Below are 26,514 nucleotides of genomic sequence, written 5' to 3'. Positions count from 1 at the left end.
ACCGTGATTCCTCCTAACCAGATGGACCGGTTCTAAACTTCAATGTGGGTCCAAGTCGGTCGATTTTCGACATACGGCGTATTTGCAGCGACCTTTTTGCCCACGGCTGCATACCGCAGCTTTTAATGCCTTGGTGGCCAAAACCGAACATCAAAATCCTAATGACTTTAATGAGCGTCTTGCGTGATCCAATTGCGCGACCTATGGTCGGGGTAACTCGAAAATCGGAGGGCGTTTAAGATGGCGCCCAAGCGTCCCAGAGGTGCGGGCGCGTTCCCGAAAGCGGTCGAAAGCCCCGCGCCGGCAAGACCCGATCCAGATGCGTTATATGCGGCACTGGATTTGGGGACAAATAGCTGCCGCATGTTGATCGCCCAGCCCAAGGGCAGTGGATTTCATGTGGTGGACAGCTTCTCCAAATCGGTGCAGTTGGGTGCCGGTCTGGAACGCACCGGGCGGTTGTCGCGGGCGTCCATGGCACGTACCGTACAGGCGCTGCGGATTTGTCAGCAAAAACTCAAGCGTAACAAGGTCAAGCGCATGCGCTTGATCGCAACCGAGGCCTGCCGTCGCGCCAAGAATTCACGCGATTTCATCCGGCAAGTTAAACGCGAAACCGGCCTGACGCTCGACATCATCCAACCCGAGGAAGAAGCACGTCTCGCCGTGATTTCCTGTGCTCCGCTGGTGTCGACCAAGACCGAGCAATTGTTGGTCGTTGATATCGGCGGCGGCTCAACCGAATTGGTCTGGATCGACATCTCCTCTGTTCCTCGTCGGGATCGGCCTGCCGCGATTATGAGATTGCATAACGGGTTCCACACGCCTGAAAGCCCTTTCCCTGCGGCCAAGGTGGTCGATTGGATCAGCGTCCCGCTGGGCGTGGCAACATTGCGTGATCAGTTCAACGACGTCGAAGACGATGCCGCGCGTTTTGCGTTAATGAGCTGGTTTTTCGAAGAAAATCTAGCCGATTTCGCGCCTTACAAGGATGAACAGGCCCGCGAAGGGTTTCAGATTGTGGGCACCAGCGGAACGGTGACCACTGTTGCCGCCTCACACCTTGGCCTCAAGCGCTATGACCGGACGAAGGTGGACGGATTGCGGATGACCAGCGATCAGATTGACAAGGTGATACGAGGCTATCTAGAACTCGGCCCTCGTGGGCGCCGCCGTGATCCCCGGATCGGGGAAGATCGGCAGGCCCTGATCATGTCCGGCTCGGCCATCTTGCAGGCGCTGTTGCGCTGCTGGCCCACCGATCGCCTTTCTGTGGCGGACCGTGGGCTGCGCGAGGGTTTGCTTTATGCGCAAATGAGTGCGGACGGTGTATTGGAAGACGGACCGTTCTGATGGCGAAGACACCAACTGGCAAAAGCAACTCGGGTCGCGGGCAACGCGACCTGAAGGTGAAGGTCAAGACAGCGCGCGGGCGCAAGCTCAGCTCGACCCGCTGGTTAGAACGGCAGTTGAACGACCCCTATGTCAAACGCGCGCAGGTCGAAGGCTATCGCGGACGCGCGGCATTCAAGATACTTGAGTTGGACGACAAGTTCCGGTTTCTCGTACCCGGCGCGCGCGTGGTCGATCTGGGTTGTGCGCCCGGTGGCTGGCTGCAAGTCGCGGTGAAACGCGTCAACGCACTCGGCGAGAAAAGCGGCAAGCGCATCGGCACCGTCCTGGGGGTTGACCTTCAAGAGGTTGAGCCCGTCGCCGGTGCCACCGCGCATGTCCTTGATTTCATGGAAGATGACGCCGATCAGAAGGTCAAGGACTGGCTGGGTGGCAAAGCGGACGTGGTCATGTCTGATATGGCGGCTGCGTCTTCGGGCCACAAACAGACTGACCACCTGCGGATCATGGCCCTGTGCGAAACGGCGGCTTATTTCGCGTTCGACGTGCTGGAAGAGGGCGGCACTTTCGTTGCCAAGGTGCTTGCTGGCGGGGCTGAGGGGGACCTTCAGAAACTGCTCAAGCAGAAATTCAACAAGGTTGCCAATGTGAAGCCTCCGGCCTCACGTTCTGATAGTTCCGAGAAGTTTGTTGTCGCCACCGGCTTCCGGGGTTAAGCGGCGTTAATCCAGATCGATCTTTCCCGGCGCTATGCTCTGTTTCCGCAGAGACGCTGCAGCTAAGCCTTGCAGCAATAGTGCTTCGCCATGATTGATATCGACAGGCTTGCGCGCGCGCAGCTCTTCAATACGCTGGTCAAGCGTTGTTTTACGAGCCGCCGTCAGCGGCTTTGCGAAGGTAGCGGTGCGATCCGGCATACATCACCTGTAGCAATCCGAGTGCTGATACCGGTTGGCTAACCGTAGAATGCGCCGCGAAGATGGCGCAATTCTGCCAGTTCCATGCCAGCTATCTCCCGAGTTCCTGCGCAAGTTGCATTAAGTTCGGATCATCGGGAAGCACTAACAAGGCCTCGTCCAATGTCGCCAACGCAGCCTGAACACCGCGATTGATGTGGGCAAGTTGAACCAGCATCGGCCAAGCCTCAACGCGCTGCGGGTCGAGCGTTACAACCTCGCGGAATGCACGTTCTGCAGCCGGCGCGTTTCTGAGCGTAAGCGCCCAACCACCCAGCACCAAATGGGTCTCAGGAAAGTCCAAACGATTGGAAATGCTACGTTGCCAATCCGCCATGCCCTGCTGCGCGCTTGCGCGTTGGTCTTGCGTCATGGCCTGCGCTGGGATCGATAAAAACTCTTTCGCAGCCGAGATGCGTACATTGCGCATGGGGTCGGATAACAACGGCTCTAACCGCGAAGCGCGCAACTGGGCAGGAACCTGACGCTGCAGTAACGGTCCATTGGCACGTATCAGTGGGTCCGGATCGGCCAGCAACGGTGCCAGACGCTCGGCAAGATCAGGCGTTGCAAAAGGTTGCAACAAATACAGAGCGGTTGCGCGAACGATACCTGCCTGCCCTTCATCCAGAGCGATCGCGACCAGCGTTTCAGGGTCGTCCAATTGACCACTGCCTGCTGCTGCAAATGTCGTGCCATAATGCGCCACTCTATAGGATGATTCCGGGAACCAGAGTTCAATCTGCTGCGCCGCCCAAGACTGATCTTCATCCGCATGGCAATCGGTGCAGGCATCAGTTCCGAGCCCCAGATCAGGGCGGGGAATGCGGAAGCTGTGATCGCGCCTGCCATCTACCCCCATATAGACACGCTCGATCATGTGGCAGTTCTTGCATTGGCCACCCGCAGAATTTTCAGCATGTTGGTGATGCGCGGGCGTGTCATATTCGGCCAGCCGAAGGGTCGGGAAATCCGGGTTGCCAGCGGGGGAGTGGCATTGGGTACACAACCCATTACCCTCGGCTTTCACCTCAGCCCGGTGCGGATCGTGGCAATTCATACAACCCACCCCTTCTGCATACATGCGCGACTGCAGGAATGAGCCATAAACATAGACCTCGTCCAAAATCTGGCCATCTGGGTGATACAAACCCGGTCGCAGCAACGCCAGGTTATAGGCGTCGTGATACGGCTTGCCGGGAAGCGGATTACCATCTTCCAACGCCTCGCGCCGGGAATGACAGCCGGCGCATTGCTGAATTTCCCCTTCTGTCTGCCCCCTGCCCCATGTCGTAGGGAATCCGAACTCGCTCAAACCGTCTTGCAACACTTTTCCGGTCGTCCACTCCAAATGCGCAGAACCCGGCCCGTGGCAAGCCTCGCACCCGACACCAATTTCGACCTGTGTCGAGTCATAGCGCCTTTCCTCAGAGTCGTAGTTCTTCACATAGCCGGTCGCATGACACTCGGCACAGCGGGCGTTCCAATTTTTGTACGGACCGGTCCAGTGCAGCCCATCATTCGGAGGCAGATCCTGATCCGGGTAAAGGTGGAACCAATGGCCCTTTTCGACGTCCCAAACCACATCATAACTCTGCAATCGGCCGGGTTCGGTTTCGAAAAGATATTGCTGTAGCGGCGCGATACCAACCACTGAATGAACCGGATAGGTCGTTGTAACGCCGTCTTTTTCGGTGACTTGCGCCGTAAGAGCTCCATCTTGATCCGCAAAGGCCACGCTCATTCCATCATGCGAGAATCGTGTTCCATCGAAATCAGCCTGAACATGGCCGTCCTCCACCTCAGTCCAGGCAAGCGCATGGTATGAGCTTTCCCAGGCTTCGGTTTCTTCCTTATGACAATCCGAGCACGCGTCTGATCCAACATAGTCCTGCGCCTGCGACTGCTGCGCGGTCGCCCAAAGGATCGCGGTCACCAAGATTGCGCGGAGATACATCATTGCCCCTCTTCGTTTTGCAAATCGATCAGCGCGCCGTTGTATTCGGCCCCGAGGATCAGCATGGCCGAGCATAAGTATAGGAAAATCAGCGCTGCCATTGCCCCTGCAAGCCCGGCATACGTCGCGCTATAGGTCGCAAACTTGGCGATGTAGATTGAAAAGCCCCATCCACCTGCAGCCCACAAAGCCAATGTCAGGATTACGCCCGGCAAGATCTGTAGTAGGCTGTGCCGTCGAGTGGGCAAGATCAGATGGGCCAAAAGAACAGTGCCTGCGGGGACAGCCACGGTAAAGGTCCATCGCAGACGATCCACCGACAGCCAGTTGTCCACATCCACTGCCGTCTTTTCCGAAACCAAACGGGTATAGACCGGCAGAACGACTTCGACCGCCGCGATGGCCAGAATGGCAGCACCGCCGATTATGACCAGCACAAAGCACAGCAGTCGGGTCTTCCAGAACGGCCAATTGTCCGTGTCGTGATAGGCCTGCGCCATCGCCTTTCGCACAGCGGCGACTCCGTTCGAGGCAAAGTAGATCGCCAACAAGCCACCCAAAGTGATCACGCCCGAGCCCGCACCGGCCAGAACAGCACGCAGTTCTGAAACGATGGGATCGGCCACGTCTTTGGGCCAGGCGCCAAATATCAGTTCGATCAGTTCATCGGTCACATAGCCCTGTGACAAGGCCCCTGCCAGCGCAACCGTGAACAGAACGAATGGAAACAGGGCCATCATCAACGACATGGCGACGTGGCTGCTCATGACGAAGCCGTTTTTGTCATTAAATCGGCGCACAGCAAGCCAAAGCGCACGCAGGAATTGGCCGAACGAGGGAATCAAAACAGTTGGCATTGCGCTAGCCTAGCCTGCCTTTTCCTTTGGCAGAACCGTCAATCGGATCAGGCCACCGATTTCATGCGTATAACCTTCTGTATGGATTGCATAAACCCGCCAGGCTGTGCAGGATCAATCAAAACACATCCAGGCAGCACTAAGACCAAGGCCATCTTATGACCTCTGACCCAGAAAACAGCCCATCCCGTGCGCGTCCGCAACTGAGCGTATTGCGGGATGTAGCGATCGTGGCCACGCTAATGGTGCTTGGCCTCTATGCAGGGGCAAACTTTCTGGTGCCGTTGACCATGGCGTTGCTGGTCAACGTGCTGATCCTGGCCCTTAGCGACCGGGTCATTGCAGTGACGCGGGTGCCAATCTGGTTGGCGAATGTCGCGGGAGTAACAGTTGTATTGGCCGGTTTGTTCATGATCATGTACATTCTGGGCAGTCAGGCCACGCAGTTTGCACGCTCGATCAACACCTACGAAAGCCAGTTTGACGGTGCTGTTCATAGAATTACCGGGTTGGTCGGCAACGATGTCACAAGTTTTATCCGAGACAATCTAGTCAGCATCGATATGTCCTATGTCGCTCGGATATTGCTGGGCAGCGCCACATCACTGCTTAACCAGTTCTTCCTAATCAGCCTCTATGTCGCCTTTCTGATGGCCGAGCGGTTGGCCTTTCGCAAGAAAATCCAGCTTGCCGCCGGCAACCCACGGCTGGGGGCTGACCTGGCCTTGGTTCTGGATGCGATTTCGTACAGCCTGCAGCGATATGTCGGCGTGAAGACCTTTATCAGTCTGATCACCGCCACCATTAGCTACGCCGTATTCAAAGCGCTGGGTCTGGAATATGCTGAAACCTGGGCCGTGCTGACTTTCGCCCTGAATTTCATCCCGTCAATCGGTTCGATCATCGCCGTCATCTTTCCCGCAATGATCGCTCTGGTTCAGTTTGAGACGATCGGGCCATTTCTCGTGATCGTTCTGGGGTGCGGCACACTACAGTTTCTAATCGGCAACTTTCTAGATCCGGCCATGCTAGGCCGATCGCTGAACATGTCGACCTTCCTAGTGATTTTGGCGTTGACCTTCTGGACCACGGTCTGGGGTCTGATCGGAGCGTTCCTGAGTGTGCCTTTGACCGTCTGCATCCTGATCATCTTCAGCCACATCCCCGCGCTGCGTCCTGTCGCGATCTTGATGTCTTTGGATGGAAGGCTCGGTGAGGATGATCACTCGTCAACAGAACATTCGGCTTGAAAGTTCGTCAACTTTGACAGCTAGCGACGAGGGCGCGTCGATCTTTCAACCTCAGCCGACCATACCCGCCTTCGATCAAGTCTAATTCGATAAGCCTGTGTAATGCTCGGTGAAGCGTTGGCGCAGAGACTGCAATCATAGCCGCCAGCTCTTCCTGCGAAACCGGTATCCAACCCTCTGCATCGGATGTCACCTCATCCAGATGCAGCAACCTCAGAACCAGCCGTTTCTCGGTGCCGGTCACCGCAAGATTGGCAACGATACGTAGGGCTTTTTGCATGTTTTCATGACTTAAGGCGTAGAAATCCCGAACAAAGTCAGGAGAATCCTGCACCAAGCGTTCTAACCGCGGGGCCGGAAAGAAAAGCGTCTCGGTTGGACGAGTCGCTACCACGCTGATCAGCCGATGCGCAGTCGCAAACAACGCGAGATCGCCGATCCAAAAGCCACGTCCCTCTTGGTGTATGACAAATTCCTGACCGTCATCTGCGGGGACGGTGATCTTAACACTACCATCCAATACAGCGTGGATCCCGTTGGCGGGATCACCCTGGACAAACAAAGCTTCGTCAGCACCGTAAGTTCGGCGCACGGCGCTGCGCATCAGAGCATCCTGAAAGGCGGGAGATCTGGTTTTGAACCAGGAACTTTCCTGCAGCGCGTCTAGATCAGTTTCAATTAATGCCATCTATATATTTAAACTTCATCATATGATAAATTTCAATCAGGCTCACTGGCCTACATTACTTACACACGAATCCCGCAATCTGGCTATTTTCGCGGGATATCCAATGCTTAACGACTGCAACTAATCCTATTCTGGACACAAGTCTCAGATAGTTCACAGGGACAAATTGTCCACAAGTTCAGGAGTAAAACATGTTAACTACAACCCGGTTCTTGGAAAGCTGGCGTATCGGACTGCGCCGTACCGCAGCAGCGTCGATTGCCGTTCTGATCGCACTGCCCGCATGGGCGCAGGATCAAAAACCCAACATTCTGGTCATTTGGGGCGATGACATCGGCCAATCCAACATTTCGGCCTACACAATGGGCCTTATGGGATACCAGACCCCCAATATCGACAGGGTCGCCGATGAAGGCATGATCTTCACCGATTATTATGGCGAGCAATCCTGTACAGCTGGCCGCTCATCTTACATCATGGGCCAATCGGTGTTCCGGACTGGACTGTCCAAGGTTGGCTTGCCTGGCGCTAAAGAAGGGATGCAGATCGAAGACCCCACGATTGCAGGGTTGCTTAAGGATCATGGGTACGTGACCGGCCAGTTTGGCAAGAACCACCTGGGCGACAGGGATGAGCATCTACCGACAAATCACGGATTTGATGAGTTTTTTGGGAATCTCTATCACCTCAATGCAGAAGAAGAACCCGAGCATGAAGATTATCCCGGGGACGCGGTTCTGCCCGACGGGCGCACGTTCCGCGAGGCCTATGGTCCGCGCGGTGTGATCAAGTCCAGCGCAGGTGGCCCCATCGAAGACACCGGTCCACTGACACGCAAACGCATGGAAACGGTGGATCAGGAAACCCTGGAAGCTGCCGTTGAGTTCATTCGTGAGGCCAACCAGAACGGCACACCATTCTATGTATGGTGGAATGGCACACGCATGCATTTCCGCACCCATGTCGGGGAAGAAATGCGCGAAACAGCCAACGAAATCCTAGGTAGTCCGGCCGATGAGTACACGGCGGGCATGATCGAACATGACATTCAGGTCGGCCAACTGCTTGATCTGCTGGACGAACTCGGCATCGCCGACAACACGATCGTTCATTATTCCACCGATAACGGCCCGCATTACAACACATGGCCGGATGCCGCTTCGACACCGTTCTGGGGCGAAAAGAACACCAACTGGGAAGGCGGCTGGCGCGTACCATCCATGGTGCGTTGGCCCGGTAAGATCGAAGCGGGTTCGATCTCGAACGAAATCGTGCATCACATGGATTGGCTGCCCACCTATCTGGCGGTCGCTGGCGACCCCGAAATCAAGGAAAAGCTGAAAGCCGGCTATTCCTCACCTGCCATGGGTCGCGACTACAAAGTGCATCTGGATGGCTACAACATCTTGCCGTTGCTGACCGGTGAGACCACTGAAAGCCCCCGCCGTGAAATCTTTTATTTCACGGATGACGGCGACCTGTCCGCTTTGCGTTTTGACGACTGGAAGCTAATCTTTTTGGAGCAAAAAGCATGGGCCACCCTGCGCGCATGGATGGAACCATTCACGGAACTGCGCGTGCCGATCATCGTGAATTTGCGCCGCGACCCTTATGAGCGTGGATACCGGACATCCAACACATACTACGACTGGATGATCGACCGGGTGTATTTCCTAGTACCGGCGCAGCAATATGTGGCGAGTTTCCTGAGTACTTTCCAAGAATTCCCACCACGTCAGAAGGCGGCGAGCTTCAGCCTGGATCAGGTGATGCAGAAATTGGCCACACCGACTTCGAACTAGAAAACAAGACAGGGGCCGCCTTAAAGCGCGGCCCCTTTTTCCAGTATCAGAGGCTATTACATGAGATTTCTCAAACTCACGGCGTTTATAGCCACCGTCCCCCTTGTGGCGTTCGCAGACCCCCTGCCCAGCTGGACCGACTCGGCATCAAAACAGCAGATCATCGACTTTGTTGACGCGGTCAGCGACCCGGCGAATGAACTCTATGTCACTCCCGCCGACCGGATTGCGGTGTTTGACAATGACGGCACGCTCTGGGCTGAACAACCGGTCTATTTTCAGTTCATATTTGCCATGGACCAACTGGCAGAGCTTGCTAAACAAGACCCATCGATCTTATCGACCCCAGCGTTGAAAGCGGCTGCTGAGGGTGATCTGAAAACCATTCTGGAAGGCGGGCACGACGCTCTGATCGAAGTGGTCAACGCATCGCATTCGGGCAGCAGCGTTGAAATGTTCCAAGCGTCGGTGGCCGATTGGCTTAGTACTGCACGACATCCCAAAACCAATCTGCCCTACGACCAGATGACCTATCAGCCGATGGTCGAGCTGTTGCGCTACCTGCGGGATGAGGATTTCAAAACTTATATCGTTTCAGGCGGAGGCCTGCATTTCATGCGTGTCTTCGCCGAACAGGCCTATGGCATCCCGCCCGAACAGATTCTGGGCACCTATGGTGAGACCACGTACGACAATGTGGACGGTACGCCTGTAATCAACAAGGCCCCCGGCATCGCCTTCATCGATGATAAAGAAGGCAAACCTATCAATATCGAGCGCACCATCGGCAAGCGCCCCATATTTGCCGGGGGAAACTCGGACGGGGATTTTGCCATGCTTGAATGGACCACCGCAGGCGACGGGCCACGGCTGGGCGTTTTGATCCATCACACTGATGCGGATCGTGAATGGGCCTACGACCGCGAAAGCCCGATTGGACGGCTGGTCGATGGGTTGGACAAAGGCCCGGATATGGGATGGGTCATTGTTGATATGGCCAACGACTGGTCCCGCATCTACACTGGGGCAAACTAAGCAACCCGGATCGCTGCGCCCCGATGTGGACATTACTCGTCTCGTTTTTTCTGTTTTCACTCTATTGCGTAGCGGTCGTCTTTGCAGTTCGCGCTGCGCAGACTGCACGCACACCACAAGGAGCGGTTGGCTGGGTTGTGTTCCTACTGTCGGCCCCGATGTTTGGCGTGCCGCTGTATCTATTCCTCGGTCACCATCGGTTCAGAGGATACCGGATCGCTCGGCAAGAAAGTGAGCGCGTCGTCGAAGGGATCAAGACCTTTGCCGATTTCTCGAAACCCGACCCTCAGACGATGCGAGTCAATCCTCGCGCGTTTGAAGCGCTGGCCCATTTGCCCGTCTCACGTGGGAATGGAGCCGAGCTGCTGATCGACGGCGAAGCTACGTTTGATGCCATTCTCGACGCCATTGATAAGGCCGAGAATTACGTTCTGATCCAGTTCTACATCGTCCGGGATGATGATCTTGGGCGAAGGGTGCGGGACCGGCTAATCGCCGCGGTCAAGCGTGGCGTACATGTTCGGTTCATGACCGACGCGGTGGGTAGCTATGGCCTGCCGTCCAGCTATTTTGAGACGCTGCGCCAGGCCGGTGTGGATGTTGCAGATCCCCGCGAACAACGCGGGCCCAATTTCCGGTTTCAACTGAACTATCGCAACCACCGAAAAACTGTGATCGTGGATGGCGATGTCGGCTTTATCGGTGGTCACAACATCGGCGTTGAATACTTGGGGCAAAGCCCTCGGTTCGGTCGCTGGCGGGACACGCATATCAAAATGACCGGCCACGTAGTACGGCAACTGCAATTGATTTTTACCGAGGATTGGCACTGGGCGCGCAGCGAAGACCTGATCGACCAACTCGATTGGGCTGGAACTGAATCTGATCAGGACATGAATGCGCTGCTGGTGGCAACGGGCCCGGGCGACGAAACAGAAACCGGCGCAATGATGTTCTTTGCGGCCATTTCTGAGGCGAAAGAACGGCTTTGGATCGCCTCGCCCTATTTTGTGCCCGACATCGACATCATGACCGCGCTACAGCACGCGGCGTTGCGTGGTGTGGATGTACGAATACTCGTGCCGGATGTCATCGACCATCGTCTGCCCTGGCTGGCCGCTTTTGCCTATTTCGACGAAATCCGAGACTGTGGCGCCCGTGTGTTTCGCTATACCGACGGCTTCATGCATCAAAAAGCGTTTGTTGTAGACGATACCTTGGCCGCCGTTGGCACCACCAATCTGGACAACCGATCTTTCCGTCTGAACTTTGAAGCGATGGCCCTGTTCTTTGACCGTCGCGCAGCAGAGGCCGTCGCCGCAATGCTGGAAACCGATTTTGAAGCAAGTTACGAATTGACCCGCAATTTGCCCCAGCAACCGTTCCACATCCGTTTTGGTGCGCCGCTTGCACGGTTGTTTGCACCGATCCTCTAGTTCAGGAACCGTTCTTCAAACACCCGCGTCATGAGGGCCACAAGGAACGCGGTTGACAGCCCAAAGGCCAGTAGGCCCGTGACCGATGCAAACGCTCCGAAGATGCGCAGCCCTTCACCCAAGACGATGTCGCCGTAACCCAGCGTTGTGAACGTCACCAATGAGAAATAGAGGGCCGAATTCCAATCCGGCAGCACATCACCCCACACCCAGACAATCGCCCAGATCCAGACCTGAACCGTATGGGTCAGCACGATAAACACCAGCGCCACGCTGATCGGGCCTGCGGTTGCAAGGATAGTGCTGCGCGTCTCCCATTTCGCAACCAGTTTTCGGATGACCAGAACGCACCATGTCAGCAGCATGATTTCGATCAGAAAACAAATACCCAGATAGAAGCTGCCCCAAATGATTTGTTGCGACAATGTCATGTAAACGGCCTTTGTTCTGATCGCTGAAAACTGTGCAAGCATGGGGGTTTCGCGCGTTGCCGACAACCCCATGCGATGCGTAAGGCTGCGGCGAATAGAACCGATCTCGGCTCTGGACACTGGCGCGCCGCGTTGCACATTGTGACGGGACCAGATGAGAGTTTGCATGTTGCTATCAATTAATCACGTTCGAAAATCCTATCCCGGTGGGAGACCTGTCCTGACTGATGTTTCATTGACGCTGGAACAGGGACAGACCTTGGCGCTGACCGGAGAAAGTGGCAGTGGCAAAAGCACATTGTTGCATCTGGTGGCGGCGCTGGATGGGTTTGATAGCGGAGAGATTACTCTGGACGGGCGCGCCATGTCGGCCCTGAATGATGCGGAACGCGCCGAATTGCGTCGCGGCACCCTGTCTCTGGTCTTTCAGCAGTTCAACCTGATCCCGTCGCTGACCGTTGCCCAGAACCTCTCGATCCATGCGCGACTTGCGGGTCGGAACGACCCGGATTGGGTTGTCCACCTGACCGAGCGCCTTGGCCTGAGAGAACTGCAAGACCGCTACCCCGAGAACCTTTCGGGCGGACAGCAGCAGCGGGTTGCCATCGGACGCGCCATGGCGATCCGACCACGATTGCTGCTAGCGGATGAGCCGACGGGCAATCTGGACGAAACAGCAAGTGCGGTGGTGCTGGACCTGATGCTTTCATTGGTTGCCGATACCGGCGCTGCGCTCCTGCTGGTCACCCACTCGAATGACATCGCCAGCCGTCTCGACCGACGTGCCCACCTGACGGGCGGGCATATCGCATGACACGCGCTGCGGTCCTGGCGCTGGTGTCCCATTGGCGGATGCACCCATTGCAATTGATGACGCTTCTGACGGGTATCGCGCTGGCAACTTGTCTGTGGTCGGCCGTGCAAGCCATCAATGCCGAAGCGCGCGCGAGCTATGAACGCGCCAGCACCCAGCTTGCCATCGGACAATTCGACGAATTGCGCGCCTCCGGTTCCACGATCCCTCTTTCCCGCTACGCCGAGCTCAGGCGCGCAGGCTGGAAAGTGGCGGCCGTCTTAGAAGGCGCGCTGCGCATCAAGGGCCGTTCCGTACGTCTGATGGGGGTGGATTTGGTGGCCTACCCTGTCCTGCCCGCGATCACCCAGATCGAGCAAGGCGCGGATGCCCCCGACCCGGCTGATATGCTGACAGCTCCGGGGCGGCTGCTGATGTCACCCGCCCTGGCCCCGCTGTTTCAATCTAACGACAAATTCCCACCGGTGCTTTCCAGCACCGCGCTGCCACCTGATCTGGTGCTCACCGATATTGGAGTGGCCGAGCGTCTTCTGAACCGTCCCGGTCAGATTTCCCGTCTGGTGATCTTGCCCAATCAGCCCCGTGGTGTCCCGTCTCTGTCAGAACTTGCGCCTGAACTTCAACGCATTAGCCCCTCGGCCCAGTTGGATACCGCGCAGCTTACCGACAGCTTTCACCTGAACCTCTCAGCTTTCGGCTTGCTGTCTTTCGCCGTCGGCCTGTTCATCGTTCACGGAACGGTCGGCCTCGCCTTCGCGCAGAGGCGTGGCACTATCCGTACATTAAGGGCTTTGGGCCTTCCCATGCGGGGCCTGATCTGGTTCGTTCTGGGTGAATTACTTCTCTTGGCCCTGATCGGTGGCCTGTTCGGGTTAATCCTGGGGTATTTTCTGGCTGGAGCCTTGTTGCCTGATGTCGCCGCCACGTTGCGCGGCCTCTACGGGGCAACAATCGACGGGCAGATGTCATTACGCCCCCAATGGGTCGCCGCAGGTCTTGCGATGGCAACAGGCGGCACGTTGGCGGCCAGTGGCCACGCTCTTTGGCGACTTTCGCGCATGCCCATCCTCGCAGGGCCGGGCTTACAAGCTTGGCGTGGCAGTAAAGCCTCGGCCCAGATTACAGGCGCATGTGGCCTAGCCCTGCTAGCAGTGGGCTTTATCGCATATTTCACAATCGGCGGACTTATCGCAGGATTTGCCTTGCTTGCCGGGATGCTGACCGGAGCGGCCTTGTTGCTGCCGCTCGCACTGTCAGGGATATTGACCTTGTGCCTGCGCCGGGCCCGCACGCCTGTTGGTCAATGGGTGCTCGCGGACATGCGGGCGCAATTGCCCGGTCTGTCACTTGCGCTGATGGCCTTGCTGCTGGCGCTCGCCGCGAATATCGGCGTCGGCACAATGGTTTCAAGCTTCCGCCTCACCTTTACTGGCTGGCTCGATCAACGGTTGACCTCCGAACTTTACGTGACCGCAGCCGACAATGCACAAGGCGCAGCCCTTATCGATTGGCTCGACCCAAGGGCGTCAGCTGTCCTACCCATTCGCAGCACCGAATTGCCGCACGAGACCGGGCCGTTGTTTCTGTACGGGATTGTTGATCACGATAGCTATCGCAACAACTGGCCACTGATCGCCAAGGGTCCTGACGTCTGGGACAACGTCCTGTATCGCGGCGCCGTACTCATCAACGAGCAACTCGCACGACGCGCGGATCTATGGCCTGGAGATACCATATCGATCACACCCGAGCACAGCTTGCCGATTGCAGGTGTCTATTCCGATTACGGGAACCCGACAGGTCAGGCCATCGTCGCTATGCCGATGCTAGATCAGATTGCCCCGGATACGGATACACGCCGCTTCGGCATCCGCATCATACCGGATCAGGCCTCGGAGCTGGCACAGGCGTTGCGTGACCAATTTGACCTGCCTCCATCGGCAGTTGTGCAGCAGGCCGCTATGAAAGCGCAATCGATGGCTGTTTTTGAAAAAACTTTCGTCGTCACCTCAGCGCTGAATGTGCTGACACTAGGCGTTGCGGGGTTCGCGATACTCACCAGTTTGCTGACATTGTGGACCCAGCGCCTGCCTCAGGTCGCACCGGTCTGGGCGCTGGGTCTAACGCGCGCGCAACTGGCCAAGCTAGAGCTTCTGCGCAGTGTCCTGCTTGCGGTGATGACCGCTTGCTTTGCCCTTCCATTGGGCCTTGTATTGGCATGGGTGCTGCTGGCCGTGATCAACGTGCAGGCCTTCGGATGGCGCTTGCCCATGTATTTGTTCCCAACTGATTGGCTGAGCTTATTCCTGCTGACTCTGGTTGCCGCCGTGCTCGCAGCAGCCCTACCCGCATTACGATTGCTCCGCCTGCCACCTGCTGCGCTGTTGAGGGTTTTTGCCAATGAACGTTAAAGCCTTCATTCTGTTCATCCTCCTTCCAATTACCGGTTGGGCGCAGGGTTATGCCGGGTTGGGCGGCAATGCGGATGGCTTTACGCGTCCTGAACCGGACTACAGCTTTCAGTTTCCGCAAGATCACGGCGCCCATCCGGATTATCGGATTGAATGGTGGTATCTGACGGCAAACCTCAAAGACGCAGAGGGTCGCGACTATGGCATACAATGGACCCTGTTCCGATCGGCCCTGAAACCGTCCGAGGCTGACGGCTGGCAAAGCCCGCAGATCTGGATGGGCCATGCCGCGCTCACAACGCCAGAAACACACTATTTCGCCGAACGACTCTCTCGCGGCGGTGTCGGACAGGCTGGCGTAACGGCCCATCCGTTTGAGGCATGGATCGATGAATGGCACATGCGCGGCGATGATTTGGAAACCCTCAGCCTGACAGCAAACGGATCAGTCTTTGGGTATGATCTGACTCTGAAGGCCCAAGGCCCATTGGTGTTTCACGGGGCCGAGGGGTATTCGGTGAAATCCGCCGATGGTCAGGCAAGCTACTACTATTCACAACCCTTCTACTCGGTCGAGGGCACGCTCCACCTGCCCAACGAAGATGTCGAAGTCGCCGGCCAGGGTTGGCTGGATCGCGAATGGTCTTCGCAACCCTTGGCCGAAGATCAAAGCGGCTGGGACTGGTTCTCGCTCAGCTTTGACGACGGTGACAAGCTGATGGCCTTCCGTCTACGCGGGGATCGAGGGGATTTCACGGCCGCTACGTGGATTGAGGCCGATGGGCAAACGACCCCCCTGCCCGATGGCTCAGTTCTGCTAATGCCCCTTGAAACCGCCCGCGTGGCGCATCGTGACGTTCCGATCAAATGGCAGGTATCCTTGCCGGATCGCGGGATCGATGTTGAAGTCGATGCCATAACCCCGAAAGCCTGGATGGGAACCCGGTTCGAATACTGGGAAGGCCCAATCACCATTACAGGTAGCCACACAGGGCGCGGATATCTTGAGATGACGGGGTATTGAAGCCGAACTTCAGCAATATATTCAGAGTTGCTGTGGTGCCCAAGGAGAGACTCGAACTCTCACGCCCGTGAAGGCGGGGGATTTTGAATCCCCTGCGTCTACCATTCCGCCACTTGGGCCACGAACACTGGATTAGCGCCCTACCGAGAGAAGGTCCAGAGGCAAAAAACAACCACTGCCCTGAATGTTTCATCGAAGGAGGTTGACGGTCAGTCGGGTGCATGGTTTGGCTTGCCGCAGCGGTTACCAGGATACTTATTCTTCATGTTGCGATCCCTTTATGACTGGACCATTCGTCTGGCCGAACATCCTCATGCGCTCTGGGCGCTGGCTGTTGTGGCTTTTGTCGAAAGTTCGTTTTTTCCGATCCCACCCGATGTTTTGATGATTCCCATGATCCTTGCGCGTCCGTCGCGGGCCTGGCTGATCGCGACGGTCGCCTTGGTTGCCTCGGTGCTGGGTGGGATATTGGGTTATGCAATTGGGGCATTCTTTTACGAAAGCCTTGGGCAGCCTGTTCTGGAAGCCATGGGCAAAGCCCACGCAATGGAAGAATTCAATACCCGCTTCAATGATTTCGGCTTCTGGGCCGTGCTGGCGGCTGGCGTGACGCCTTTCCCATATAAGGTCATTACCATCATGTCGGGCTGGACCGGGATGCCGATTGGGACGTTCATAGCCACCTCGATCCTGGCACGCGCCTTGCGCTTCTTTCTTGTGGCCGGGCTGCTGTGGAAATTTGGGGAACCCATCCGTGACTTCATCGAAAAACGGTTGGGTTTGATGTTTACCCTATTCATAATCCTGCTGTTTGGCGGCTTTCTTGTGGTGAAATACTTATGACGCGCAAAAGACTTCTGGTTCTGGTTGCCGCATCCGGCTCGGCCGCGTTGCTACTTGGGGCTTGGGGCTTTCAGTACATCGGTGGGCTAGCGCCGTGCAAAATGTGCATCTGGCAGCGGTATCCCCATGGTGTCGCAGTGATTCTTGGTGCTCTAGCCTTTGCCTTCCCGGGCGTCCGCCCCCTGCCCCTACTAGGCGCTCTGGCGGCGGCCACAACGGCGGGAATAGGGTTTTACCATGCTGGGGTCGAGCAAGGCTGGTGGGAAGGCCCATCGACCTGCACATCTGGTGATATCGGCGGCCTGAGTGCAGAAGAGTTAATGGATCAGATCATGTCCGCCCCGCTTGTGCGTTGCGATGACATCCCGTGGGAGATGTTCGGGATTTCCATGGCGGGCTGGAATGGATTGATTTCGACGGGTCTGGTCCTGATCTGGATCGCAGCCTGGCGCGCGCGCTAGGGTTTATAGCTGATCCAGTTCGGCATCCCAGTAGAGGAAGTCGATCCAGCTTTCGTGCAGATGGTTCGGGGGGAACTTCCGACCGATATTGCGCAAAGCTTCAGCATCCGGCTGACGCGGCGGTTTATTCAGTGACATTCTGGCCTGTCGCAGGGATTTTGAGCCCTTGCGCAGATTGCACGGGCTGCACGCTGCAACGACATTCTGCCAACTTGTGACCCCGCCCGCAGCGCGCGGTACAACATGATCAAAGGTCAGGTTTTCACGGCTGCCGCAGTACTGGCATTTGAATTCGTCCCGCAAAAATAAATTAAAGCGCGTGAAGGCCACGCGCTTTCTGGGTTTTACATAGTCTTTCAGGACAACGACCGAGGGTATTCGGATCTCGGTACTGGGACTGCGGACAACCTCGTCATATTCCGCAACAATATCCACCCTGTCCAGCCAGGCAGCTTTGATCGCCTCCTGCCACGGCCATAAAGACAACGGGTAGTAGGAAAGAGGTCTGTAATCGGCGTTCAAAACCAATGCCGGATGATGCTTGAGCGCACCGGTTTCCCTGACAAATTCGGTCCTGAAGTCTCCGTCCATAACAGAATCGCTCCTCGCTCTGTACTGCCCGTTTGTGACATCAGAGCGGGGAACACCCGCCCCGGCCTTAAGTTAACTATATATCGTGTTAAATCTCTGACAAGTGCCGAGTTCACACAACATCTCGGGTATTGGTTAGGCCGAATGCGTAACAGATAAGTGACACTTATCCACAGGTTGCGCAGATGTGGTCTGCAAGCTATGGCGGGGCATGTCCTGGTTCATCCGTTTCAACAAACCATACGATGTGTTGCCGCAGTTCACCGACCGCGCAAATTCTGACTCGCCCCGCAGCACGCTGTCGGAATTCATCGACCTGCCCGGTGTCTATCCTGCGGGACGCTTGGACCGGGATAGCGAGGGTTTGATGCTGCTGACTGACAATGGGCGATTGCAGGCGCAGATATCAGACCCCAAGCACAAGATGCCTAAGACATACTGGGTTCAGGTCGAAGGCATTCCCGACACAGCGGCACTAAAGGCGTTGCGGGAAGGTGTTGAACTTAAGGATGGCTTGACGCGCCTCGCCAAGGCGCTGCTGATTGACGAACCCGAATGGCTGTGGCCACGCACCCCACCGATCCGGGTTCGCCAAACGGTGCCCGACAGTTGGGTTGAACTGACGATTAAAGAGGGCCGCAACCGTCAGGTTCGCCGGATGACAGCCGCAGTCGGGCACCCAACTCTGCGCCTGATCCGAGCCCGTGTTGGAGATTGGACTTTGGACGGCCTTGACCCCGGTCAGTGGGAAAGCCTGCCGATGCCAGCTGTTGACGCAGCACCGTCGCGCAAGCGGGACCGCCGCCCGCGCCGGTGACAAAAACTGCGTGATGTGATAGGCTTAGGGCATGAAGGTAACACCGGATATCCCTGCCCCGTCTGCCATCCTGGAAGCAGCGCTGTATGTCGACGATCTAGATGCGGCCGAGGAATTCTATGGTCAGATATTGGGGCTAGAGAAAATCCAGCGCGTCACCGACCGCCATGTGTTCTATCGAATCGGCGGGTCCGTCCTGTTGCTGTTCAATGCCAGCGAAACCGAGAAACCGCCAGGCAACCCTGATCTGCCGGTCCCACCGCATGGGGCGCGTGGCCCCAGCCATGTTTGCCTTGTCCTGAGCCGCGATGAAATCACCGTGATGCGCAAGCATCTGTTGGACTGGAACATCCCTGTCGATGCCGAGTTCGACTGGCCCAACGGAGCCCGGTCGCTCTATGTACGAGACCCTGCAGGCAACTCGGTCGAATTCTCGGAAGGAAGGCTTTGGGAGTGATCGATCAGCGAAGCGGCTGCTTCTCGCCCCCGATCACACGGTAGATTTCGCTAGAGACAACGCCGACCTCACCAAGTGCCGCCTGAAAAGCAGCCATATGAGGGGTCGCGAAATGGGCCTCAAGCGCGGCCTGATCCTGCCATTCCTCATAGACCCGAAAGCGGGTCGCCTGACCCAGGATTTGACTGAATTCATAGATTAGGCATCCGGGTTCTTTCAGAGTTTCCGCAACCATTTCCTGCGCGGCAGCAATGGCTTTCTCGACCCCTGCATCTGAAACTTCGACCACTCCTGTCACGATCAGCATCATGCTCTCCTTAGATCGCCCCGCAAGTCAGAGGCTCAGCTTATCCCGCATGAAGGCCAGCGCAACACTCAAGCCATCCGGAGCAATCCCGTGGCCGGTGCCCTTCATTATATGGGCATAAACCTCTTTGAACCCGGCCGCCTGAAGTGCCTCAGCTGCTTCTGGCAACGATTGCGGCGGTACAACGTCATCAGCATCGCCATGTACCAGCAGGATTGGCATGCGACTGACGGTTTCGTCCGGCAGCAAATCAGGTTCCAGCAAACGTCCCGAGAACGCTACGATCCCCGCCACTGGGTCCTCGCGGCGCGGGGCTACATGTAAGCTCATCATCGTGCCCTGGCTGAAACCGAACAGCACTACCTGCTCTGGCAGGACATCCTCATCCACCATCAGCGCATCAAGGAACGCGTTGAAATCCTCAACTGCCATTTCCATACCCCGTCGGGCTTCCTCCTCGGATGAGCCATCAATCCACGGGATCGGGAACCACTGGAAACCGTTGGGCATACCGATGATCTGTTCAGGCGCGTCCGGAGCTACAAACAACGTATCCGGGAGATGCTCGCCCAACGGATCAGCCAGCCCCAAAAGATCGGCCCCGTTTGCACCATAACCATGCACAAACACCACGACCGAGCGTGTGTCGCCTGAAACCGGCTCTTTCCTGAGCGCGTTCAAAACCCGTGTCATCTGATCCCTTCTCTGTCTTTTGCGACCCGGTAATAGGCCCACAGCACCCGCGCCGCAACCGATCGCCACGGCGACCATGCTTCAGCCATCTGGCGTAACTCTTTGTCTTTTGGTCGTTCTGGCAATTCATAGAGGATGCGTGCAGCTTCCTGTAAGGCCAGATCGCCCGGTGCAATCACATCGGCGCGACCCAGCGAAAACATCGCATAAATCTCGGCAGTCCAGACACCGATTCCCGGTACCTCGGTCAGAATTGCGACCACTTCGTCATCTGGCGCATCACGCAACGCTTTGTAATCGATCCGCGCCTCAGCCAAGGCGCGGGCATAGCGAATTTTCTGACGGCTGAGACCCACAGCGCGCAGATCATCATCAGTGGCCCACATAATCTTGCGCGGACCGGTCAGTTTTGCGTCCTGCAGCCTCTTCCAGATTGCGTTTGCCGAGGCCACGCTAACCTGCTGACTGACAATCGCGCTGAGCAATTGGGCGAACCCGTCAGGCTTGCGCCTGAGTGGCAGGGGTCCGGTTTGCTCCATCGCATAAGCCATCCGGGGGCAGGCCTCAGCCAACCACTCGGCCCCTTCGGTAACGCAGTCCGGTGTTTCGATGATGCGTCCGACGGACATGCGCTCTCCGATAAGTGATCCTTGTCCGCACGTTAGGCGGATGTGCCGCATATGCAACCCGCTTGTGCCAAGTCTCAATCGTAGATAACCATTCGCCCATGACAATGATCGCTGCCACCCCTGACGATAGTCAGGCCAAACGCAACGTTGCCGTTTTGGTGGCAGCACAGGCAATCCTGGGTGCACAGATGCCCATGATGTTCATCGTCGGCGGGCTGGCAGGCCAATCGCTGGCCAGCAACGCTTGCCTTGCGACGCTGCCGATTTCACTGATCGTTCTGGGTTCAATGCTGGCGGCCACGCCGATTTCGGCCATCATGCAACGCTGGGGACGCCGTGCCGGGTTTCTTGTGGGATCAACCGCAGGTGCCGCAGGGGGCGTTATCGGGGCTTACGGCCTTTATCTCGGCTCGTTCCCGATCTTCCTGATCGGCAGCTTCCTGACCGGCATATACATGAGCGCACATGGCTTTTATCGCTTTGCAGCAGCAGACACCGCCTCTGATGCATTTCGGCCCAAGGCGATTTCATACGTCATGGCCGGAGGGCTTGCGGCGGCGATCATCGGCCCTCAGATCGTCAAGCTGACCTCGCAGGCGTATGTGGTCCCGTTTTTGGGCACTTATCTGGCGGTGATCGCGATCAACGTAATCGGCTCAGCCCTGTTCTTCTTTCTCGACATCCCTACTCCGCCGAAACCGACCGAAGATGAACCCAAAGGTCGCACGCGGCTGGAGTTGCTGAAAACTCCACGCATCGCAGTAGCGATCATCTGCGCAATGGTTTCCTACGCGCTGATGAACCTTGTAATGACGTCTACACCTTTGGCCGTCGTCGGGTGCGGATATACCGAAGGTGATGCCGCGGATATCGTCACCAGCCACGTACTGGCGATGTACATTCCCAGCTTCTTCACCGGCCACCTGATCGCGCGGTTTGGGGTCGAAAAGATCGTAGCTCTCGGTTTGGCAATCCTTGGCGGCGCAGGCATTGTCGCCCTGCAAGGTGTTGATCTAGGTAACTTTTTCGTCGCCCTGATCCTGCTTGGCATCGGATGGAACTTTGGCTTCATTGGCGCCACCAGCATGTTGGCAGACTCGCATGAAGTGCACGAACGCGGGCGAATGCAGGGCCTGAATGACTTGCTGGTGTTTGGCGGCGTGACCTTTGCTTCGCTTGCCTCTGGCGGATTGATGAACTGCTCGGGCGGTTCAGCGGTTGAGGGTTGGACGGCCGTAAACCTCGCCATGATCCCGCTGCTGACCCTTGCAGGTGGCGCGCTGCTGTGGCTGGTTCTGAGGCCTTCGGACCCACAAACCGTCTGACGTTACCAGCGCCCGGTCGCTGCCGTTTTCATCAGGGTAAACCGACGTCGGATTTCACCCTGAGCCAACGCACCTGCGGCCACCCGGTCCGGTCTGGCCAATGCAGTCCGCAACACCCATTCCGTCTGCCACCCCGCATAGAGCGCAGGCCGTGCTTGTGCCGAGATCTCGTTGCGGGTGGACCGCGCTTGCGCCAATTGGTCCAAAGCCTTCTGCGCCAGCGCCCGAACCCCGTCATGGGTTCCGTCCAGCAAAGGAATGCGCCCACGTGCCTCAAGCTCGGGAATTGCGCGCAGCCAATTCGCGATCCCCGCTGCATATCCGAAATCACGCAGAACAGTTTCATCCGCCGAACCCAAAGCCTGCGCCGACACCACCATTAATGTTCCAGCGCTATGGGCAATATAGGCGTCAAAATGCGCCTCATCCTCGAACGGATCACGATAGATATCCCAACGCCTTACGGCCACATATTCATCCAGCAGCGCTGCCAGATGCGGAGAAATCACGCGCGACACAGGTGTGACAACCTCGTGCCGACGAACAGATGGACCTTCGGCAATCTCTTGCAAGGCATCGCGCCACCATTGCAGCCGCATCTCGGCGATCATGCTCTCTTGCGTCACCCACGGGGCACGGGCCACCTCGACGTTCAGCGCATAAATCGGGAACAAAACTGCCCGTGCCTCAACTGGCGCGGCCATGGCAGCCATAAAGCGATCGGGATCGGCCCGATGAACCAGCGCAGCACAAGCCTTGATGTCGTCGTCGAACTCCACCTTATTCGGCGGCCGCTGACTGCGGGGCGCAATCGCTCACCAGTTTCCACTGAATCGCATCCAGCAGCGCTTCGAACGAGGCATCAATTATGTTCGCACTCACCCCAACCGTAGACCAGCGCCGCCCTTGCCCGTCTTCGCTGTCAATGATCACGCGCGTGACCGCCTCGGTCCCGCCCTGAGTGATGCGCACCTTGAAGTCGACCAGCCGCATATCCGACAGTATCTGCGAATACTGCCCCAAATCCTTGGCCAGAGCTTTGGCGAGCGCGTTCACCGGACCGCGATCACTACCGCTTTCGTCCAGCGACTCACTTACCGACAGCTTCTTCTCGCCATCCACTTTCACAACAACAACCGCTTCGGACAGGCTGACCATCTTGTTGTATTTGTTTTTCCGGCGCTCAACGGTCACCTTATAGCGCTTGACCTCAAAGAATTCGGGCAATTGCCCCAGCTCATCCCGCGCCAGCAACTCAAAACTAGCCTGCGCGGTGTCGTAGGAATACCCCTCGGCCTCGCGCAGTTTTATCCGCTCAAGGATACGTCCCAACGCCGGATCGCCCGCTTCTACGGCCAATCCCGCATCGGTCAGACGTTTACGCAGGTTCGATTGCCCAGCCTGGTTTGACATCGGAATGATGCGCGCATTTCCAACACTTGCCGGATCGATATGCTCATAGGTTGTCGGGTCCTTGAGGATCGCGCTGGCATGCAGCCCGGCCTTATGCGCAAAAGCCGACGCGCCCACATAGGCGCTCTGCTTGCTGGGCACTCGGTTCAGAATATCATCCAGCATCCGGCTGATGCGCGTCAGCCCCGCCAGCGCCTCGGGCATCACTCCGATCTCATAGCACGAGGCATAGGGTTCTTTCAGCATCAGCGTTGGGATCAAAGCGGTCAGGTTGGCATTGCCACAGCGCTCTCCCAACCCATTCAACGTACCTTGAATCTGCCGCGCCCCCGCATCGACTGCAGCCAGCGAGCACGCCACTGCGTTCTCGGTGTCGTTATGCGTATGAATGCCCAGCCGATCCCCCGGCAGACCGGCCGCAATCACCTCGGATACGATCCGCCCGACCTCTGCCGGCAATGCTCCGCCATTGGTGTCACACAGAACCACCCACCGTGCCCCTGCATCGAGCGCAGCGCGGCAGACTTCAACCGCATATTCCGGGTTGTCCTTGTAGCCATCAAAAAAATGCTCGGCATCAAACAGAGCCTCCCGCCCCTGCGGCACGATATGCGCGACCGAGGCGCGAACGTTCTCGGTGTTTTCCTCCAGCGTGATACCAAGTGCGTGGGTCACGTGGTAATCGTGCGATTTCCCAACCAGACAAACAGCTGGTGTTCCCGCGTTCATTACAGCCGCCAGAACGTCATCATTCTCAGCCGACCTGCCCGAGCGTTTGGTCATTCCAAACGCCGTCATACAAGCCGACGTCTCAGGCGCGCTTTCAAAAAACGCACTGTCGGTCGGGTTCGCTCCGGGCCAACCCCCTTCGATGTAATCAATCCCCAGCGAATCCAACGCCTGCGCGATCTGCACCTTCTCGGCTGTCGAGAACTGCACACCCTGAGTTTGCTGCCCGTCGCGCAACGTGGTGTCGTAGAGGTAAAGGCGTTCCTTGGTCATTCGACCCCCTCCAGCTTGGCGGCGTCGAATCCGGCGCCGGGCACCAATTCCACACCATCCTTGCTCATCCGAACCTCAAGCCCAGCGGCGATATATGCCGCCTTTAGGCGATCAACCTCAGAGAAATCCTTGCTCTGCATCGCAAACGCGCGCGCAGCGGCCAGCTTTTCTGCATGAGACGTCAGATTAGCCGAAGCGGTCTCGGCCCAAGCGCCCATATCGTCCCCCAACAGTCCAACCACCTGCGCACTTGCCAGCAAAGCCGAAGCATCACCATCTGCAGCCAAACGATGCAGTTCCGCGATGGCACCTGCCGTATTCAAATCATCTGCAAGCGCATCGATGACCGCAGGTGCCGCGGTGGCGGCGGGCTCGATGCCCGCTGTCAGCGCCCGCCACTTGCGCAACGTTGCCTCGGCTTCGCGCGCCTTCTTCTCGGTCCAGTCCATCGGCTTGCGATAATGGGTCTGCAAGAACACAAACCGGATCACTTCACCCGGCACACCCTGCTCAAGCAGATCATGAACGGTGAAGAAATTGCCCAGCGATTTGGACATTTTCTTGCCCTCGACCTGTAGCATCTCATTATGCATCCACACACGCGCGAATTCGCCATGCGGGTGGGCACATTTGCTCTGAGCAATCTCGTTCTCGTGGTGCGGGAACATCAGATCGTTGCCGCCACCGTGAATATCAAAGCTCTCGCCCAGCAATTCATAGCTCATGGCCGAGCATTCGATATGCCACCCCGGACGCCCCCGGCCCCATGGGCTGTCCCAGCCGGGCAACTCATCGGTCGACGGCTTCCACAGCACAAAATCCATCGGGTTCTTCTTGTAAGGCGCGACCTCGACCCGCGCCCCGGCGATCATGTCATCAACCGACCGCCCCGACAGCGCACCATAGTGTTCCTTCCAGCTGTCCACCGCGAACAACACGTGACCCTCGGCAGCATAAGCGTGCCCCTTGGCCATCAGGTCTTCGATCATCGCAATCATCTGCGCGATATACTCTGTGGCGCGCGGCATCGCGTTGGGTTCCAACGCCCCCAGCGCGCCCATGTCGTGCAGATACCAGCCGATGGTTTCGTCCGAACGTTCCTGCACCAACTGTTCCAAAGACCCGTCAGCCCCAGCCTTCTTGCGCGACAATGCGGTGGCGTTGATCTTGTCATCCACGTCGGTGAAATTGCGCACATAGGTCACGTGATCAGCACCGTATACATGCCGCAACAAACGATAGAGCACGTCGAACACAACCACAGGCCGTGCGTTCCCCAGATGCGCCCGATCATAGACCGTCGGACCACAGACATACATCCGCACATTATCGGGATCGATCGGCGCGAAATCCTCTTTCGTCCGTGTCCTTGTGTTGTGCAGTTTGATCGTCGTCATCGGGTCGTGCTCCTGAAACAGCATATACGTCACGCGTTGGCGCGGGCTTAGCAACTTGTCTCAGAGATGAAAACGAAAGAAACCGGCCCGCTTGAGAAATCAGCAGGTAATGCAGCAGATAATGATGCAAGTTTTCCGGTTCATGCGCTTTGCCTAGCACGGGATTGATGCTGAGCCAAGCCTTGAGTTTCAACCTCCACAGAGGCAGTCTGCCCACCATGACCCGTGATAACGTCAATTCCGTATGCGCAGACCTGCCCGGTGCCGAACTTTCGGACCCTTGGGGTGGCGGCCACGACGCATGGAAAGTTGGCGGCAAGATGTTCGCCTGCGTCGGTTCGGTCGGGGATGGTGTATCGGTCAAGACACCCGACATTGAGACCGCGCAGATGTTGATCGACGCAGGGATTGGCACCAAGGCCCCGTATTTTCACCGCAGCTGGGTTCGCCTGCCGTGGGAAACCGACGCCGACGAGATGCAACATCGCCTGATCACCTCATACGATATCGTCCGTGCATCGCTGACCAAGAAGATACAGGCGAGTTTGCCGCTGCGAAGCTGATT

27 protein-coding genes and 1 tRNA gene are annotated in these 26,514 nt (G+C 57.2%); 15 read left to right on the top strand and 13 right to left on the bottom strand.

Annotated features, from left to right (window positions below):
- Positions 1-240: 240 nt before the first annotated feature.
- Complete coding sequence (locus ACR0DE_RS11025) at positions 241-1,353, top strand: Ppx/GppA phosphatase family protein (RefSeq protein ID WP_170393015.1); 1,113 nt, start codon at positions 241-243, stop codon at positions 1,351-1,353.
- Positions 1,353-2,069: an RlmE family RNA methyltransferase gene (locus ACR0DE_RS11020; protein ID WP_170393014.1), complete on the top strand. Its 717-nt coding sequence runs from the start codon at positions 1,353-1,355 to the stop codon at positions 2,067-2,069. The genes ACR0DE_RS11025 and ACR0DE_RS11020 overlap by 1 nt, the downstream gene beginning before the upstream one ends.
- A gap of 6 nt (positions 2,070-2,075) precedes the next feature.
- Here ACR0DE_RS11020 and ACR0DE_RS11015 read toward each other — a convergent pair whose 3' ends face one another.
- The 3 genes from ACR0DE_RS11015 to ACR0DE_RS11005 all read right to left on the bottom strand — a co-directional run bounded on the left by ACR0DE_RS11015 (position 2,076) and on the right by ACR0DE_RS11005 (position 5,123).
- Positions 2,076-2,270, bottom strand: coding sequence for a hypothetical protein (locus ACR0DE_RS11015; protein WP_480753174.1), 195 nt, complete (start codon positions 2,268-2,270; stop codon positions 2,076-2,078).
- Between the two features lie 91 nt (positions 2,271-2,361).
- Positions 2,362-4,266, bottom strand: coding sequence for a cytochrome c3 family protein (locus tag ACR0DE_RS11010; protein ID WP_480753787.1), 1,905 nt, complete (start codon positions 4,264-4,266; stop codon positions 2,362-2,364).
- On the bottom strand, positions 4,266-5,123 hold the full coding sequence (locus ACR0DE_RS11005; RefSeq protein ID WP_170393012.1) for a YihY/virulence factor BrkB family protein: 858 nt from the start codon (positions 5,121-5,123) through the stop codon (positions 4,266-4,268). Before ACR0DE_RS11005 ends, ACR0DE_RS11010 begins: the two co-directional genes overlap by 1 nt.
- A 158-nt stretch (positions 5,124-5,281) precedes the next feature.
- Here ACR0DE_RS11005 and ACR0DE_RS11000 point away from each other — a divergent pair, with 158 nt between their 5' ends.
- Positions 5,282-6,373 (top strand): AI-2E family transporter, encoded by a 1,092-nt coding sequence (locus tag ACR0DE_RS11000; protein WP_170421749.1) that lies wholly within the window; start codon positions 5,282-5,284, stop codon positions 6,371-6,373.
- 7 nt (positions 6,374-6,380) lie between these two features.
- Here ACR0DE_RS11000 and ACR0DE_RS10995 read toward each other — a convergent pair whose 3' ends face one another.
- Positions 6,381-6,977, bottom strand: coding sequence for a Crp/Fnr family transcriptional regulator (locus tag ACR0DE_RS10995; RefSeq protein WP_480613503.1), 597 nt, complete (start codon positions 6,975-6,977; stop codon positions 6,381-6,383).
- A 275-nt stretch (positions 6,978-7,252) separates the two neighbouring features.
- Here ACR0DE_RS10995 and ACR0DE_RS10990 point away from each other — a divergent pair, with 275 nt between their 5' ends.
- Genes ACR0DE_RS10990 through cls form a run of 3 tightly spaced genes read left to right on the top strand, consistent with a single transcriptional unit; the run spans position 7,253 to position 11,334 of the window.
- Entirely contained in the window at positions 7,253-8,863 is a 1,611-nt protein-coding gene (locus ACR0DE_RS10990; protein ID WP_480753171.1) for an arylsulfatase, read from the top strand.
- Positions 8,864-8,923: 60 nt separating this feature from the next.
- Positions 8,924-9,898, top strand: coding sequence for an HAD family hydrolase (locus ACR0DE_RS10985; RefSeq protein WP_480753169.1), 975 nt, complete (start codon positions 8,924-8,926; stop codon positions 9,896-9,898).
- Between the two features lie 23 nt (positions 9,899-9,921).
- On the top strand, positions 9,922-11,334 hold the full coding sequence (gene cls / locus ACR0DE_RS10980; protein WP_480613499.1) for a cardiolipin synthase: 1,413 nt from the start codon (positions 9,922-9,924) through the stop codon (positions 11,332-11,334).
- Here cls and ACR0DE_RS10975 read toward each other — a convergent pair.
- Positions 11,331-11,933 (bottom strand): potassium channel family protein, encoded by a 603-nt coding sequence (locus tag ACR0DE_RS10975; protein ID WP_370644421.1) that lies wholly within the window; start codon positions 11,931-11,933, stop codon positions 11,331-11,333. The two genes, cls and ACR0DE_RS10975, sit on opposite strands and share 4 nt — an antisense overlap.
- On the opposite strand from ACR0DE_RS10975, the gene ACR0DE_RS10970 reads away from it, so the two are divergent.
- Genes ACR0DE_RS10970 through ACR0DE_RS10960 form a run of 3 tightly spaced genes read left to right on the top strand, consistent with a single transcriptional unit; the run spans position 11,932 to position 16,014 of the window.
- Positions 11,932-12,579, top strand: a complete 648-nt coding sequence (locus ACR0DE_RS10970) for an ABC transporter ATP-binding protein (RefSeq protein WP_480753166.1) — start codon at positions 11,932-11,934, stop codon at positions 12,577-12,579. The two genes, ACR0DE_RS10975 and ACR0DE_RS10970, sit on opposite strands and share 2 nt — an antisense overlap.
- Positions 12,576-14,990, top strand: coding sequence for an ABC transporter permease (locus ACR0DE_RS10965; protein WP_480753164.1), 2,415 nt, complete (start codon positions 12,576-12,578; stop codon positions 14,988-14,990). The genes ACR0DE_RS10970 and ACR0DE_RS10965 overlap by 4 nt, the downstream gene beginning before the upstream one ends.
- Positions 14,980-16,014: a lipocalin-like domain-containing protein gene (locus ACR0DE_RS10960; protein WP_480753162.1), complete on the top strand. Its 1,035-nt coding sequence runs from the start codon at positions 14,980-14,982 to the stop codon at positions 16,012-16,014. The genes ACR0DE_RS10965 and ACR0DE_RS10960 overlap by 11 nt, the downstream gene beginning before the upstream one ends.
- A 33-nt stretch (positions 16,015-16,047) precedes the next feature.
- Here the strand turns inward: ACR0DE_RS10960 and ACR0DE_RS10955 are convergent.
- Positions 16,048-16,133: transfer RNA gene (locus ACR0DE_RS10955), tRNA-Leu, on the bottom strand.
- A gap of 145 nt (positions 16,134-16,278) precedes the next feature.
- Here ACR0DE_RS10955 and ACR0DE_RS10950 point away from each other — a divergent pair.
- Together ACR0DE_RS10950 and ACR0DE_RS10945 are read left to right on the top strand one after the other, a co-directional pair.
- On the top strand, positions 16,279-16,857 hold the full coding sequence (locus tag ACR0DE_RS10950; RefSeq protein WP_170393003.1) for a YqaA family protein: 579 nt from the start codon (positions 16,279-16,281) through the stop codon (positions 16,855-16,857).
- A complete protein-coding gene (locus ACR0DE_RS10945) occupies positions 16,854-17,318 on the top strand; it encodes a disulfide bond formation protein B (protein WP_170421771.1) in 465 nt (154 codons plus the stop codon). Before ACR0DE_RS10950 ends, ACR0DE_RS10945 begins: the two co-directional genes overlap by 4 nt.
- 3 nt (positions 17,319-17,321) lie before the next feature.
- Here the strand turns inward: ACR0DE_RS10945 and ACR0DE_RS10940 are convergent, their stop codons facing one another.
- Positions 17,322-17,909, bottom strand: a complete 588-nt coding sequence (locus ACR0DE_RS10940; RefSeq protein WP_170405905.1) for an HNH endonuclease — start codon at positions 17,907-17,909, stop codon at positions 17,322-17,324.
- Positions 17,910-18,120: 211 nt separating this feature from the next.
- On the opposite strand from ACR0DE_RS10940, the gene ACR0DE_RS10935 reads away from it, so the two are divergent.
- Both ACR0DE_RS10935 and ACR0DE_RS10930 read left to right on the top strand, forming a co-directional pair.
- Entirely contained in the window at positions 18,121-18,726 is a 606-nt protein-coding gene (locus tag ACR0DE_RS10935; protein ID WP_480753159.1) for an rRNA large subunit pseudouridine synthase E, read from the top strand.
- A gap of 31 nt (positions 18,727-18,757) precedes the next feature.
- Positions 18,758-19,183, top strand: a complete 426-nt coding sequence (locus tag ACR0DE_RS10930; protein ID WP_480753157.1) for a VOC family protein — start codon at positions 18,758-18,760, stop codon at positions 19,181-19,183.
- Between the two features lie 4 nt (positions 19,184-19,187).
- On the opposite strand, the gene ACR0DE_RS10925 is transcribed toward ACR0DE_RS10930, so the two are convergent.
- From ACR0DE_RS10925 to ACR0DE_RS10915, 3 genes are read right to left on the bottom strand one after another with little or no spacing between them, the layout of a single operon-like run.
- Complete coding sequence (locus ACR0DE_RS10925; protein WP_480753154.1) at positions 19,188-19,490, bottom strand: putative quinol monooxygenase; 303 nt, start codon at positions 19,488-19,490, stop codon at positions 19,188-19,190.
- Between the two features lie 27 nt (positions 19,491-19,517).
- The gene (locus ACR0DE_RS10920; RefSeq protein WP_170392997.1) at positions 19,518-20,183 is read right to left on the bottom strand and encodes an alpha/beta fold hydrolase; all 666 of its coding nucleotides are present in this window, start codon (positions 20,181-20,183) and stop codon (positions 19,518-19,520) included.
- Positions 20,180-20,812, bottom strand: coding sequence for a DNA-3-methyladenine glycosylase family protein (locus tag ACR0DE_RS10915; RefSeq protein WP_170392996.1), 633 nt, complete (start codon positions 20,810-20,812; stop codon positions 20,180-20,182). The genes ACR0DE_RS10920 and ACR0DE_RS10915 overlap by 4 nt, the downstream gene beginning before the upstream one ends.
- Positions 20,813-20,910: 98 nt before the next feature.
- Between ACR0DE_RS10915 and ACR0DE_RS10910 the strand changes: the two genes are divergently transcribed.
- A complete protein-coding gene (locus ACR0DE_RS10910) occupies positions 20,911-22,137 on the top strand; it encodes an MFS transporter (RefSeq protein WP_223118012.1) in 1,227 nt (408 codons plus the stop codon).
- Positions 22,138-22,139: 2 nt separating this feature from the next.
- Here ACR0DE_RS10910 and ACR0DE_RS10905 read toward each other — a convergent pair whose 3' ends face one another.
- From ACR0DE_RS10905 to cysS, 3 genes are read right to left on the bottom strand one after another with little or no spacing between them, the layout of a single operon-like run.
- Positions 22,140-22,916, bottom strand: a complete 777-nt coding sequence (locus ACR0DE_RS10905) for a squalene/phytoene synthase family protein (RefSeq protein WP_170562603.1) — start codon at positions 22,914-22,916, stop codon at positions 22,140-22,142.
- A 1-nt stretch (position 22,917) separates the two neighbouring features.
- Positions 22,918-24,552: a citramalate synthase gene (gene cimA, locus ACR0DE_RS10900; protein WP_480753148.1), complete on the bottom strand. Its 1,635-nt coding sequence runs from the start codon at positions 24,550-24,552 to the stop codon at positions 22,918-22,920.
- Positions 24,549-25,949, bottom strand: a complete 1,401-nt coding sequence (cysS, locus tag ACR0DE_RS10895; RefSeq protein ID WP_480753144.1) for a cysteine--tRNA ligase — start codon at positions 25,947-25,949, stop codon at positions 24,549-24,551. The genes cimA and cysS overlap by 4 nt, the downstream gene beginning before the upstream one ends.
- Positions 25,950-26,167: 218 nt before the next feature.
- Between cysS and ACR0DE_RS10890 the strand changes: the two genes are divergently transcribed.
- A complete protein-coding gene (locus ACR0DE_RS10890; RefSeq protein ID WP_480753142.1) occupies positions 26,168-26,512 on the top strand; it encodes an MmcQ/YjbR family DNA-binding protein in 345 nt (114 codons plus the stop codon).
- Positions 26,513-26,514 lie beyond the last annotated feature (2 nt).

The organism is Ruegeria sp. C10, assembly GCF_056537805.1.
Note: the sequence above shows the minus strand (reverse complement) of the source record. Positions and strands in the feature narration are given on the sequence as shown.